The sequence below is a fragment of the Microbispora sp. H10949 genome, assembly GCF_014161435.1.
In the GTDB taxonomy this organism is placed as follows: domain Bacteria; phylum Actinomycetota; class Actinomycetes; order Streptosporangiales; family Streptosporangiaceae; genus Microbispora; species Microbispora triticiradicis.
The window spans coordinates 702,312-715,428 of the sequence record NZ_JABBWZ010000003.1; the positions used below are offsets into that span (position 1 = coordinate 702,312).

11 protein-coding genes are annotated in these 13,117 nt (G+C 70.4%); 10 read left to right on the forward strand and 1 reads right to left on the reverse strand.

Translation table 11 applies throughout. The annotated features are described in order from the left end of the window. Positions 1–461 precede the first annotated feature (461 nt). A complete protein-coding gene (locus HHX40_RS10535; RefSeq protein WP_182880350.1) occupies positions 462–755 on the forward strand; it encodes a hypothetical protein in 294 nt (97 codons plus the stop codon). Positions 756–923: 168 nt separating this feature from the next. Here the strand turns inward: HHX40_RS10535 and HHX40_RS10540 are convergent, their stop codons facing one another. Beyond that, positions 924–2,579, reverse strand: a complete 1,656-nt coding sequence (locus tag HHX40_RS10540; RefSeq protein ID WP_182880351.1) for a class I adenylate-forming enzyme family protein — start codon at positions 2,577–2,579, stop codon at positions 924–926. Positions 2,580–2,763: 184 nt separating this feature from the next. Here HHX40_RS10540 and argC point away from each other — a divergent pair, with 184 nt between their 5' ends. From argC to tyrS, 9 genes are all read left to right on the forward strand, one after another. Further along, positions 2,764–3,786, forward strand: coding sequence for an N-acetyl-gamma-glutamyl-phosphate reductase (gene argC / locus HHX40_RS10545; RefSeq protein ID WP_182880352.1), 1,023 nt, complete (start codon positions 2,764–2,766; stop codon positions 3,784–3,786). Between the two features lie 28 nt (positions 3,787–3,814). Beyond that, a complete protein-coding gene (argJ, locus tag HHX40_RS10550; RefSeq protein WP_117408337.1) occupies positions 3,815–4,969 on the forward strand; it encodes a bifunctional glutamate N-acetyltransferase/amino-acid acetyltransferase ArgJ in 1,155 nt (384 codons plus the stop codon). Next, positions 4,966–5,946 carry an acetylglutamate kinase gene (gene argB, locus HHX40_RS10555; protein WP_117408338.1) on the forward strand — a complete coding sequence of 327 codons (981 nt, stop codon included), beginning with the start codon at positions 4,966–4,968 and terminating at the stop codon, positions 5,944–5,946. Before argJ ends, argB begins: the two co-directional genes overlap by 4 nt. Continuing rightward, positions 5,943–7,133 (forward strand): acetylornithine transaminase, encoded by a 1,191-nt coding sequence (locus tag HHX40_RS10560; RefSeq protein ID WP_182880353.1) that lies wholly within the window; start codon positions 5,943–5,945, stop codon positions 7,131–7,133. The genes argB and HHX40_RS10560 overlap by 4 nt, the downstream gene beginning before the upstream one ends. Further along, a complete protein-coding gene (argF, locus tag HHX40_RS10565) occupies positions 7,126–8,091 on the forward strand; it encodes an ornithine carbamoyltransferase (protein ID WP_182880354.1) in 966 nt (321 codons plus the stop codon). Before HHX40_RS10560 ends, argF begins: the two co-directional genes overlap by 8 nt. Then, positions 8,088–8,672 carry an arginine repressor gene (locus HHX40_RS10570; RefSeq protein ID WP_117408341.1) on the forward strand — a complete coding sequence of 195 codons (585 nt, stop codon included), beginning with the start codon at positions 8,088–8,090 and terminating at the stop codon, positions 8,670–8,672. Before argF ends, HHX40_RS10570 begins: the two co-directional genes overlap by 4 nt. Positions 8,673–8,927: 255 nt before the next feature. Continuing rightward, positions 8,928–10,340 carry an argininosuccinate lyase gene (gene argH / locus HHX40_RS10575; protein ID WP_182880416.1) on the forward strand — a complete coding sequence of 471 codons (1,413 nt, stop codon included), beginning with the start codon at positions 8,928–8,930 and terminating at the stop codon, positions 10,338–10,340. After that, complete coding sequence (locus HHX40_RS10580) at positions 10,322–11,005, forward strand: DNA-3-methyladenine glycosylase (RefSeq protein ID WP_182880355.1); 684 nt, start codon at positions 10,322–10,324, stop codon at positions 11,003–11,005. The genes argH and HHX40_RS10580 overlap by 19 nt, the downstream gene beginning before the upstream one ends. A gap of 131 nt (positions 11,006–11,136) precedes the next feature. Then, positions 11,137–12,402 (forward strand): tyrosine--tRNA ligase, encoded by a 1,266-nt coding sequence (gene tyrS / locus HHX40_RS10585; RefSeq protein WP_182880356.1) that lies wholly within the window; start codon positions 11,137–11,139, stop codon positions 12,400–12,402. Positions 12,403–13,117 lie beyond the last annotated feature (715 nt).

Below are 13,117 nucleotides of genomic sequence, written 5' to 3' on the forward strand. Positions count from 1 at the left end.
AGGCCCTCCGCTCCGCGCAGGGGTGAGCGCGTGCTCGGCGGCCCTTCCGTCGCACTGCCGGATCGTCGGCGACGGCGCCCCCGCCGTTAGGCCGGTCGCACGCAGGGTGACGTACAACAACCTTCCCGGCGCCGAGGCGTGAAAAGACGTGATCAGGGCGCTGAAGGCAGGCAATTCGCCGGATAGCGCCGGAGAGCGTTGGTGAGGAGCGCCGCATATAGGGCGACATCTTCATACCGTGCGGCGGTCATGGTGTCGGATCGGGAGCATGCGGATGGAGTCACGCCCCTCATCGGCCGGTCGTCGGACGAGAATCGTCAACTGGTTGAAACGCCCGGCTGTCATCAAATGGGCCGGCACCACGATCGCGGCGCCCGTGGTGGCCGGGCTCATCACATGGCTTCGATCCCAGGGGAGACTATTTCTCGCTCAGAACCATCTCCCTGAAGCGAGACGAGGACATGGCATTTCTGATCTACGCCTCCACCCTGAGGCACTCTTGCTCGTTCTCTTTGGCCCTGGACGTCCTCGCCGACGGTCGTCAGCAAACGGTCACCGTGTCCAACCACGGTCAACCGTTCCGGGTGACCGCTCTGTACACGAAGAAGGATAAGGACGGCGATGCGGACGTCGACGTCGAGAAGTACAGGGTTCTGTACGTCGCCGGCAACGGCGACTTCTCAGGAAAGCATGCCGGTATCTGGCGGCGCTGGGATCCGAGCGAGTATGCCCACGCCGTTGCGAAGTGGCGGTAGTCGTACTGACCCCTCGACCGGGCGGCCGCGAGGACTCTCCCGCCGCCGTACGGATGCTGCTCAACTACACGAGCGGGGTCCCGGGCACGTCACCGGACGTCCGCGCGCCCTGCATCCAGGCCTACAGCAAGGACCGCCTCTCCCGGTTCGAACCGTCCTGGGGCCCGGTCAGAGACCGAGCGTCTCCTTGCGCAGACGGGTCTTGAGCACCTTGCCGCCCGGGTTGCGCGGCAGTTCGGCCTCCCTGAACCAGAACCGCGACGGCACCTTGAACGCCGCGATCCGGCCGCGCAGGAAGCCGCTCAGTTCCTCACCGGTGGCCTCGGCGCCCGGCTTCAACCGGACCACCGCGCCGACCTGCTCGCCCATCTCGTCGTCGGGTACGCCGATCACGGCCACGTCGTCCACCGCCGGGTGTTCGAACAGGGCGGCCTCGACCTCCGCGCAGTAGACGTTCTCGCCACCCCGGATGACCATGTCCTTGGCCCGGTCGACGATGTAGACGAAGCCCTCCTCGTCGACGCGGGCCAGGTCGCCGGTGTGCAGCCAGCCGTCCACGAACGTCTCGGCGGTCGCGTCCGGACGGTTCCAGTAGCCGCTGATCACGATCGGCCCGCGCACGCACAGCTCGCCGACCTCGCCGGGCGGCAGTTCGGCGCCGTACGGGTCGCAGATCTTCACATCCACCACCGCGAGCGGGCGGCCGATGCTGCCGGGCTTGGCCAGGTAGTCCCGGCCGCTGTTGTAGATGGCCAGCGCGGTCGTCTCGGTCATGCCGTACCCGTTCGCGGGCGTCCGCTCGGGAAGCGTCTCGGTGATCCGTTCCAGCAGCCTGGGCGGCGCGGGCGCGCCGCCGTACGAGATCGAGCCGAGCGACGAGATGTCGTGGCCGCCCAGGTCGGGATGGGACAGCAGCTGCCAGGCGTTGGTCGGGACGCCGCTCAGTATGGTGACGCGCTCACGTTCGATGAGCTCCAGGGCCCGCTTGGGGTCCCACCTGTACATCAGCACGAGCCCGCCGCCGCTGAACATCGTGGTCATCAGTACGGCGAAGCACCCGGTGACGTGGAAGAGCGGCACGGTCAGCAGGGTGATCCTGCGCTTCCCGGCCGCCGAGGACACGTCTCTGCCCGCCAGGGCCACGGTGCGCATCATGGCGTACGCCACGGTCATCGGCGCCTGGCCGAGGTTGCGGTGGCTGCCGAGCGCGCCCTTGGACCTGCCGGTCGTGCCGGAGGTGTAGAAGATGGTCGCCGGGTCGTCGGGGTGGAGGTCGACCGGGGGCAGCGTCACGTCGGCGCGCACCTCGCCGAGGACGCCGGCCCAGTTGGCGCCCTCCCCGCGGGCGACGATCATGGGCAGGCCGCTGCCGGACATCCGCGCGGCGCGCTCGCCGTCTGCGATCACCAGCTTCGCACCCGAGTCGCCGAGGCCGTACTCCAGTTCCTGCTCGGTCCACCAGGCGTTCAGCGGGACGGCGACCGCGCCGGCGGCGAGCACGGCGGAGAAGGAGACGATCCATTCCGGATAGTTGCGCATGGCGAGGGCGACGCGGTCGCCCGCGCGTACGCCGTAGTCGTCCACGAGCCGGTTGGCGAGGGTCGCGACCAGCCGGAAGTGCTCCTCGTAGGTGATCCGCTCGTCCTCGTAGACGACGAACACCTTGTCCCCGTGGAAGCGGGTGATCTCCAGGAGCGCGCGGAAGGTCGCGGGGGCGTGTTTCCACGCCCGGATCCTGCTGCCGCCGACCTCGACCTCTTCCATCTCGAAGAGCTGACCGGGCGCGGTGAGCTGGGCTTGGACCTGTTCGTGCGTGATCGTCATGATGAACGTGCTCCCGGATGAATACGTTAACCGGAGGTTTCACGATACCGACCGGTAGGTATGGCCGCCAGGTGTCCACCTCGCGAAACGCCGCTTGCATGCCCATGCCCGGCGGTGCATACTCTCTACACAAGCAAGAACATGAGGTTGCCTGCATAGCCATGCAGGGGAGTCTGGGGGGCCGATGAGGGCGGCGATCGCCGGAGCGAGCGGATACGCGGGGGGAGAGCTCCTCCGCCTGCTGCTGGGCCACCCCGACATCGAGATCGGCGCGCTCACCGCGGCGTCCAGCGCCGGCACGAGACTGGGCGCGCACCAGCCCCACCTGCCGTCCCTGGCCGACCGGGTCATCGAGCAGACTACCCCGCAGGCGCTGGCCGGGCACGATGTGGTCTTCCTCGCGCTGCCGCACGGTCAGTCGGCCGCCGTCGCGGCCGAACTCGGCGACGGCACGCTGGTCGTCGACTGCGGCGCCGACTTCCGGCTGGCCAGCGCGGAGGAGTGGACGGCCTTCTACGGAGGCGTCCACGCGGGCACCTGGCCCTACGGCCTTCCCGAACTGCCCGGCCAGCGGGAGGTCCTGCGGGGCGCCCGGCGGATCGCCGTGCCCGGCTGCTACCCGACCGCCGCGACCCTGGCGCTGTTCCCCGCCTTCGCGGCCGGGCTCGCCGAGCCCGACGTGGTGGTGGTCGCGGCCAGCGGCACCTCCGGGGCCGGCCGCGCCCCCAAGGCCCACCTGCTCGGCAGCGAGGTCATGGGCTCGGTCGGTGCGTACGGAGTCGGCGGGGTCCACCGGCACACGCCGGAGATGGAGCAGAACCTGTCGGCGGTCGCCGGGCGGCCCGTCCGCGTGTCGTTCACGCCGACCCTCGCGCCCATGAGCCGCGGCATCCTCGCCACCTGTACGGCTCCCGCCGCCTCCGGGACGACCCCCGCCGCCGTGCGGGAGGCGTACGAGGCGGCGGTCAAGGACGAGCCGTTCCTCCACCTGCTGCCCGAGGGCGTGTGGCCGGCCACGGCGATGACGGTCGGGGCGAACACCGCGGTCCTGCAGGTCGCCCTGGACCAGCGGGCCGGGCGGATCGTGGCCGTCGTCGCCGTCGACAACCTCACCAAGGGCACCGCGGGCGGCGCGATCCAGAGCGCCAACCTCGCGCTCGGTCTTCCGGAAGAACTCGGCCTTCCCACCAATGGAGTCGCCCCGTGAGCAAGACCTTCCCTTCCGAGGAGCGTGCATGAGCGTCACCGCACCCCTGGGCTTCCGCGCCGCCGGAGTCGTCGCCGGGATCAAGAGCGGCGGCGCCCGCGATCTCGCCCTGGTCGTGAACGACGGCCCCTCGCGGGCCGCGGCGGGGGTCTTCACCCGCAACCGGTTCAAGGCCGCGCCGGTCCTGTGGTCCGCCCAGGTTCTCGACGGCGGCCGGGTCAGGGCGGTCGTGCTCAACTCCGGCGGTGCCAACGCCTGCACCGGCCCCCTGGGCTTCCAGGACACCCACGCCACCGCCGAGAAGGCGGCCGAGGTCCTCGGCGACTCCGCCGCCGAGATCGCGGTGTGCTCGACCGGGCTGATCGGCGAGAGGCTCCCGCTCGACGCGCTGCTCGGCGGCGTGGGAACGGCCGCGGCCCAGCTCAGCCGGGACGGCGGGCTGGCCGCCGCGGACGCGATCCGGACCACCGACACCGTCAGCAAGATCTCCTTCCGCCGTGGCGAGGGGGGTTACATGGTGGGCGGCATGGCCAAGGGCGCGGGGATGCTCGCGCCCGGCCTGGCCACCATGCTGTGCGTGCTGACCACCGACGCCGAGCTCGGTTCCGAGGAGCTCGACACGGTGCTGCGCAAGGCGACGGCGGTGACGTTCGACCGGCTCGACACCGACGGCTGCATGTCGACGAACGACACGGTGCTGCTGCTCGCCAGCGGCGCGTCCGGCGTCCGCCCCGACCTCGCCGAGTTCGAGAAGGTCGTCACCGCCGTCTGCGCCGACCTGTCCCGGCAGCTTCTGGTCGACGCCGAGGGCGCCACCAAGGCGATCGCGATCGAGGTCGTGGGCGCGGCGTCGGAGGACGACGCGGTGGCGGTGGGCCGGGCAGTGGCCCGCTCGAACCTGCTGAAATGCGCGATCCACGGCGAGGACCCCAACTGGGGCCGGGTGGTCAGCGCGGTCGGCACCACCGACGCGGTCTTCGAGGCCGAGCGGGTGAACGTGGCCGTCAACGGCATCTGGATCTGCCGGGGAGGCGCCGCCGGCGACGACCGCTCGAAGGTCGACCTGCGCCCGCGCGACGTGACCATCACGATCGACCTGTCCGCCGGCCCGCACAGCGCGACCGTGCACACCACCGACCTCACGGCGGCCTACGTGCACGAGAACTCGGCGTACTCGTCATGAGCGTCCGACGCAACGGCGCCCTGGACAAGGCGCACACACTGATCGAGGCCCTGCCCTGGCTCGCCCGCTTCCACGGCGCGACCGTCGTCATCAAGTACGGCGGGAACGCGATGACCGAGGAGCACCTGCGGGCCAAGTTCGCCGCCGACGTGGTCTTCCTGCGCTACGCGGGACTGCGCCCGGTCATCGTGCACGGCGGCGGGCCGCAGATCCAGTCGCACCTCGACCTGCTCGGGATCGACAGCCACTTCGTGTCCGGCCTGCGGGTGACCACCCCGGAGGCCATGCAGGTCGTCCGGATGGTGCTCGTGGGGCAGGTCAACCGCGACGTCGTCGGGCTGATCAACGGGCACGGGCCGTTCGCGGTCGGCATGTCCGGCGAGGACGCCCACCTGTTCACGGCAGAGCGCAAGCACGTGACGGTCGACGGCGTCAAAGTCGACATCGGGCAGGTGGGGGAGATCGTCCGCGTCGAGGCGGGAGCCGTGCAGGCCCTGCTGGACGACGGGCGCATCCCGGTGGTGTCGTCGGTGGCCCGCGGCGACGACGGCGGGATCTACAACGTCAACGCCGACACCGCGGCCGCGGCGCTCGCCGTCGCGCTCAAGGCGTCGAAGCTGATCGTCCTGACCGACGTCGAGGGGCTGTACGCGGATTGGCAGCCTCCGGGCGAAGGCGAGGAACCGGGCTCGGGCTTGGAAGTGGTCAGCCGGATCACCGCCTCGGAACTCGCCGCGCTGCTGCCCTCGCTGTCCAGCGGGATGGTGCCGAAGATGGAAGCATGCCTGACGGCCGTGCGCGGCGGCGTCCCGCAGGCGCACGTGCTCGACGGGCGGGTGCCGCACGCCCTGCTGCTGGAGGTCTTCACCGACGAGGGAATCGGCACGATGGTCGAGCCGGACGCGGGCCCGGGGACGGACGGCCGGAGCCCGGTGAAAGTCGCAAACGGCGTCGTGAGCGGAGGGGATGCCAGGTGACCGGCAACGACGAACTGCGCGAACGATTCGCGTCGGCGTTCATGCACAACTACGGGGTGCCACCCGTCGCCCTGGCACGCGGCGAGGGCTGCGCCGTCTGGGACGTGGACGGGCGCCGCTACCTCGACCTCATCGGCGGCATCGCGGTGAGTTCGCTCGGGCACGGCCACCCGGCCCTGGTCGAAGCGGTGTCGCGACAGGTCGCCACGCTCGCCCACACCTCCAACCTGTTCCTGCACGAGCAGGAGGTGCTGCTCGCCGAGAGGCTGCGCACCCTGCTCGGGGAGCCGGCCCGGGTCTTCCTCGCCAACTCCGGCACCGAGGCCAACGAGGCCGCGCTGAAGATCGCCATCAAGTACGGCCGGACCCACGGCCGCGGCTACATGGTGGCGGCGGAGAACGGCTTCCACGGCCGCACGCTCGGCGCGCTGTCACTCACCGGCAAGCAGTCGATCCGCGACCAGTTCGGCCCGTTCCCGCTCGACGTGCGGTTCGTTCCGTACGGCGACGCGGACGCGCTCAAGAACGCCGTGACCGAGGACTGCGCCGCGGTCTTCCTGGAGCCCACGCAGGGCGAGGCCGGGGTCGTCCCGCCGCCCGAGGGCTATTTCCGCGCGGCCCGGGAGATCTGCTCCGCCACGGGCGCCCTCCTGGTCGCCGACGAGATCCAGTCGGCCATCGGCCGCACCGGGCACTGGTTCGCCCACCAGGCGGAGGGAGTCGTCCCGGACATCGTGACCCTGGCCAAAGGGCTCGGCGGGGGCATGCCGATCGGAGCCTGCGTCGGCCTGGGAGAGGCCGGCGAGGTCTTCACCAAGGGAGACCACGGCTCGACCTTCGGCGGCAACCCGGTCTCGTGCGCCGCGGCGCTGGCGGTGCTCGGCACCATCGAGCGCGACGGCCTGCTCGGCAACGCCGCGCGTGTGGGAGCGCTCCTCTCCGAGGGCATCGCCGCCGTGCGGCACCCGCTGCTCAAGGGCGTCAGGGGACGCGGACTGTGGCTCGCCGCCGTGCTGACCGCCCCCAAGTCGGCACAGGTGCAGGCCGCGGCCCAGGAGGCCGGTTTCCTCGTCAACGCGCTGCAGCCCGAGGCGGTCCGGCTCGCGCCGCCGCTTGTGATCACCGAACCCGACGCGCGGGTCTTCCTCGACGCGCTGCCCGGCATCCTGGAGGCCGCCGATGCCTGACGACAACCTCGTGAACACCGCCGCGCGGGTCCGGCACTTCCTGCGCGACGACGACCTGTCTCCCCAGGAGCAGGCGCAGGTGCTCGACCTCGCCGAGGCGATGAAGAAGGACCGGTTCGGTTACCGGCCGTTCGAAGGCCCTCAGGCGGTCGCCCTCCTCTTCGACAAGCCGTCGACCCGGACTCGCGTCTCGTTCTCCGTGGGCGTGGCGGAGCTGGGCGGGCTGCCGCTGATCATGGATGGCGGCACCTCGCAGATGGGACGAGGCGAGCCCGTCGAGGACACCGCGCGGGTGCTGTCCCGGCAGGTCGCGGCGATCGTCTGGCGGACGGGAGGCCAGGAGCGCATCGAGACGATGGCGGCCTACTCGTCGGTGCCGGTGGTGAACTCGCTGACCGACGAGTTCCACCCCTGCCAGATCCTCGCCGACCTGCAGACGATCCGGGAGCACAAGGGCACGGCCGGCGGGCTGACACTCGCCTACCTCGGCGACGGCGCCAACAACATGGCGCACTCCTACCTCCTGGGCTGCGCCATGGCCGGGATGCACGTCCGGATCGGGGCGCCCGCGGGTTACCTGCCCGATGCCTCGGTGCTGGACCGGGCCGCCGAGATCGCGGCGTCCACCGGGGGATCGGTCGTGGCGCTCAGCGATCCCGAGGCGGCCGCGGCCGGGGCGCACGTGATCGCCACCGACACCTGGGTCTCGATGGGTCAGGACGGCAAGGACGAGCGGGTGGCGGCCTTCACGCCCTACCAGGTGAACACGGCTCTGCTCTCCCTGGCCGACCCTGACGCGATCGTGCTGCACTGCCTGCCGGCGTACCGGGGGCTGGAGATGGCCGCCGACGTCATCGACGGACCGCGCAGCGTCGTGTGGGACCAGGCGGAGAACCGGCTGCACGCGCAGAAGGCGTTGCTGCACTGGCTCGTGACGCGGAGCGCGGAGGGGTTGTGAGCATCCCGCTCACCAAGGCGGCGCGGCACGCCCGGATCGTCGAGTTGCTGACCCGGCACAAGGTCCGCTCGCAGCCCGAGCTGGCCAGGCTGCTGGCGGAGCAGGGAGTGGAGGTGACCCAGGCCACCCTCTCCCGGGATCTCGACGAGCTCGGCGCGCTCAAGCTGCGGGCCGACGACGGTACTCTGGTCTACGCGCTGCCCGGTGAGGGCGGCGGCCGGATCCCGATCTACCGGGCCGGCGCCGCCAACGGATTCACCGAGAACCCCGACGCGCGCCTGCGCAGGATCGCCGAGGAACTCCTGGTGTCGGCGGAGGCGTCCGCCAACCTGGTGATCCTCCGCACGCCTCCGGGGGCGGCCCAGTTCCTCGCCTCGGCCGTCGACCACGCGGGCTGGGACTCGATCCTCGGCACGGTGGCCGGTGACGACACGATCCTCGTGATCAGCAGGAGCCCCACGGGAGGGCAGGCGCTGGCGGAATCCCTGCTCAGCCTGGCCACCCGCAGGACGCCGGACGTGACCAGGCACAAGCTCACCGCCGACGTCCACGATCACTCTCATGGAGACGAGGAAGCGTGACTGTGCGGGGCCGGTCCGTGTGCGGGGACCGGTCCACCCGTCGGCTAAGGTCGCGGATTAGTCCCGCACGAGGATCCGGTAGGAGGATCCACCACGAGGATTCATACGGAGAAACGCGCCGAGCGCTCGTCCAGGGGACGACCGGAAAGGCGTGAGATCTCCGTACGAGGGCTCCTCGCGGAAACGCACGCGGTCGCCTTTTGCCGGCGGAGATATGGAAATCGGAGGGAGAAGACGGTGGCGGACAACAAGCCGATGCGGCTCTGGGGTGGCAGGTTCGAGGGGGGACCCGCGGACGCCCTCACGCGCCTGTCGGTGAGTGTGCAGTTCGACTGGCGCCTCGCGCCGTACGATCTGCTGGCTTCGCGCGCGCACGCACGCGTGCTGCACCGCGCCGGCCTCCTGACGCAGGAGGAACTCGACCGCATGCTGGGCGCGCTCGACGATCTCGACCGGGCCTGCCGGAAGGGGGAGTTCCGTCCCACCGTCGCCGACGAGGACGTGCACACGGCGCTGGAGCGCGGCCTGCTGGAGCGGCTCGGCTCGCTGGGCGGCAAGCTGCGGGCCGGCCGCAGCCGCAACGACCAGGTGGCCACCGACCTGCGCCTCTACCTGCGTGACCACGTCCGCACGATCGTCTCCAGGCTGGTCGAACTGGAGACCGCGCTGATCAGCCAGGCCGAGGAGAACGCCGACGTCGCGGCGCCCGGCATGACGCACCTGCAGCACGCCCAGCCGGTGTCGTTCGGCCACCAGCTTCTCGCCCACGTCCACCCGCTGACCCGGGACGTGGACCGGCTGCGGGACTGGGACAGGCGCGCGGCGGTCTCGCCGCTGGGTTCCGGCGCGCTGGCCGGATCCTCCCTGCCGCTCGACCCCGCCGCCGTCGCCGCCGAACTCGGGTTCGACGCCCCGGCGCCGAACTCGATGGACGCGGTCGCCGACCGTGACTTCGCCGCCGAGTTCCTGTTCTGCGCGGCGATGATCGGCGTGCACGTCTCCCGGCTCGGCGAGGAGGTCGTGCTGTGGGCTTCGCAGGAGTTCCGGTGGATCGAGGTGGACGACGCCTACTCGACCGGATCCTCGATCATGCCGCAGAAGAAGAATCCCGACGTCGCCGAGCTGGCCAGGGGCAAGAGCGGCCGGCTGATCGGCGCGCTGATGTCACTGCTGACGACGCTGAAGGGCCTGCCGCTCACCTACAACCGCGACCTCCAGGAGGACAAGGAGCCCGTCTTCGACGCGGTCGACACCCTGCTCCTGGTGCTCCCGGCCGTGTCCGGCATGATCGCCACGATGCGGGTCAACAAGGCCAAGCTGGAGACCAGCGCGCCCGACGGGTTCGCGCTGGCGACCGACCTCGCCGAGTTGCTGGTCCGCCGCGGCGTCCCGTTCCGGGACGCGCACGAGGCCGTCGGCCATCTGGTGGTGTGGTGCCAGGTGAACGACAAGGACCTCGGCGAACTGACCGACGAGGAACTGGCGAAGGTCTCGCCGCACTTCGCGGTGGACGAGACGGGCGCGAGCGTCCGCGACGTGCTGAACGTGCACGGGGCGCTGGCCGCCCGCAGCGCCTTCGGCGGCACGGCGCCCGACCGGGTCCGTGGCCAGGTCGCGAACCTCCGGGAGATCGTCGACGGCCAGGCGGCATGGGCGAACGAGAACTGATCGACGACGTCGCGGGCGAGCCGCTCGGCCGCGACTTCTTCGACCGCCCTTCGGAGGTGGTCGCCCCCGATCTCCTCGGCCGGGTGGTCGTGCACGGGTCGGTGGCGGTCCGGCTGAGCGAGGTCGAGGCGTACGGCGGCCCGGGGCAGGACCCGGCCTCCCACACCTACCGGGGGCGCACGCCACGCAATGCCGTCATGTTCGGCGAGCCGGGACACCTCTACGTCTACTTCACGTACGGCATGCACTACTGCGCGAACCTCGTGTGCATGCCCGCGGGCACCGGCTCGGCCGTCCTGTTACGGGCGGGGGAGGTGGTCGCGGGCGTGCACACCGCCCGCATCCGCCGCATGCCGCACGCCGACGGTCCCGGGATGGAGGGCGTGGCCCGGCGGGTTCCCGACCGGGATCTCGCCAGGGGACCGGCCCGGCTCGCGGTGGCCCTCGGCCTGGTGAAGGAGCACAACGGCACGGACTGCTGCTCGGGTGGCCCCATCCAGGTGCACGAGGGCCGGTCGGTGCCGTCCGGCCAGGTGAGGACGGGCCCGCGCACCGGAGTGTCCGCCGGCGCCGACACCCCCTGGAGGTTCTGGATCGACGGTGACCCCACCGTCTCTCCGTACCGCGCGCACGTCCCCAGGCGCCGTGGCCGAGCCGCGCGCTGACGAGTCGCCAAGAAGTGGCGATAGGGTTCCGTGATCAGGCAGGCTTGTACGGAAGCCCGTACACCCACCATCGATAAGCGAAAGCCACGACCGTGACCGTAACTTCAGGCAATATCGTGCCGACGTCGGAGATGGGTGACATCCTCGACGAACTCGAGTGGCGCGATGTGATCGCGCAGACCACCGACATCGACGCGCTGCGCAAGGCGCTGGCCGACGGTCCGATCACCGTGTATGCGGGCTTCGACCCGACCGCGCCCTCGCTGCACGTGGGCAACCTCGCGACCCTGCTCATCCTGACCCGCTTCCAGCGGGCGGGACATCGCCCGATCGGGCTGGTCGGCGGCGCGACAGGCCTGATCGGCGATCCGAGCGGGCGCAGCACGGAGCGGGCGCTCAACTCCAGCGACATCGTCGCCGAATGGGTGTCCCGCATCAGGGTGCAGGTGGAGAAGTTTCTCACCTTCGAGGAAGGGCCGACCGCGGCCACGCTGGTCAGCAACCTCGACTGGACGGCCGAGCTGAGCGCGATCGACTTCCTGCGCGACATCGGCAAGCACTTCCCGGTCAACCGGATGCTCGCCAGGGAGTCGGTCTCCGCGCGGCTGGCCGGTGAAGGACTCAGCTACACCGAGTTCAGCTACCAGATCCTGCAGGCCAACGACTACCTGGAGCTGTACCGCCGGCATGGGTGCACGCTCCAGCTGGGCGGCAGCGACCAGTGGGGCAACATCACCGCCGGTGTCGATCTCATCCGGCGGGTGGAGAGCGCCCATGTCCACGCGCTCACCGGCAAGCTGATCACCAAGGCCGACGGCACCAAGTTCGGCAAGACGGCCGGCGGCGCCGTGTGGCTCGACCCCGCGCTGACCTCGCCCTACTCCTTCTACCAGTACTGGCTCAACGCCGACGACCGGGACGTCGTGCGGTTCCTCAAGGTCTTCACCTTCCGTACGAGGGAGGAGATCGAGGAGCTGGAGAAGGCGGTGGCGGAACGGCCGGCGGCCCGGGCGGCGCAGCGCGCGCTGGCCGAGGACCTGACCACCCTGGTGCACGGCGCCGACGAGCTCGCCCGGGTGATCGCGGCATCGCGTGCGTTGTTCGGGCAGGGTTCGCTCGCGGAACTGGACGCCCGCACCCTGGAGTCGGCTCTCGCGGAGGTGCCGAAGGCGGTCGTCCCCGCCCTGGGGGCGTCGTACGTCGACCTGCTCGCGCAGAGCGGGCTCGTCGAGTCCAAGTCCGCGGCGCGCCGGGCCGTGAAGGAGGGCGGCGCGTACCTGAACAACACGAAGATCACCGATGAGGAGTACGTGCCCTCCGCGGAGGATCTGCTGCACGGCCGGTTCCTCGTGCTCCGCCGCGGCAAGAAGACGGTCGGCGGCATCGAGGTCGCCTGATCGTCGGTACGTCGATCGCTTGGAGCCGTCCCGGCCGACCGGTCCGGGGCGGCTCTTTCGCGGTCAAGGTTCCTTGTGGCGCAGGTAACAATCTTGTGGCCTTGGCGGCAGCGATGACCAGAAGTCGCTGTCTGGCCTGGGGTTTTGGCCATCTCGGCGTGATTTGACGGCCGGGCGGACGTTGCCTAATGTTTTCCTCGCCCCCGGGGAGAGCGGGACGCCGAGAGGCGGCCGGGCCCCGACGGGCAAGCCACTCCGACAACCACCCAGATGAGGCGCTCGCGCCGGATCGGGGTCGTCTGCGGCACGGCGGAACCGAGAGGTTTGACGTGAGGCGGGCGAGGGTTTAAGATGGAGTGGTTGCCCCGAAAGGGGAAGGTCACTCTGACAAGAGCATCGGCCGAGATCACATGATCCGCTTCGGGTCTGTGACACGGTGATCGCCGAAGAGTCGGCCGGACGGAAGTAATCGCCCTGGATCTCGGGACCCTTCACGGGTTCTGGGTGATGGTGGTCGCGTCCGTTTCTTGAGAACTCAACAGTGTGCTAAAAGCCAGTGCATGAATCATGCATGACCCCGTCACCGTGTTGGTGGCGGATTCCTTTGACGGTGCCTTTCCTTAGCCGGGGGGTGCCGGCCAGGGGTGACACTTTTCAGACATTGTTTGGAGAGTTTGATCCTGGCTCAGGACGAACGCTGGCGGCGTGCTTAACA